The following is a 251-nucleotide window of genomic DNA, read 5'->3' as shown; positions in this document are numbered from 1 at the left end:
GCCGTGGGCCGTCCCCGGCACCCCGGGGCTGGAGCACCGCATCGGCGGGCTGGAGAAGGCCGACAAGACCGGCGACATCTCCTACGACCCGGCGAACCACGACTTCATGGTCCGCACCCGGGCCGCCCGCATCGAGGCGATCCCGGTGCCGGACGTCGAGGTGGAGGACCCGAGCGGTGACGCCCGCGTGCTCGTGCTCGGCTGGGGTTCGACGTACGGGCCGATCGGTGCCGCCTGCCGGGGCCTGCGCC

General features: G+C 74.9%; 1 pseudogene. It reads left to right on the top strand.

The window, feature by feature from the left end:
- Positions 1–251, top strand: a pseudogene (locus ACLQ29_RS35585) (2-oxoacid:acceptor oxidoreductase subunit alpha); the annotation flags it as partial.

The organism is Micromonospora sp. DT228, assembly GCF_049841595.1.
GTDB lineage: Bacteria > Actinomycetota > Actinomycetes > Mycobacteriales > Micromonosporaceae > Micromonospora.
Note: the sequence above shows the minus strand (reverse complement) of the source record. Positions and strands in the feature narration are given on the sequence as shown.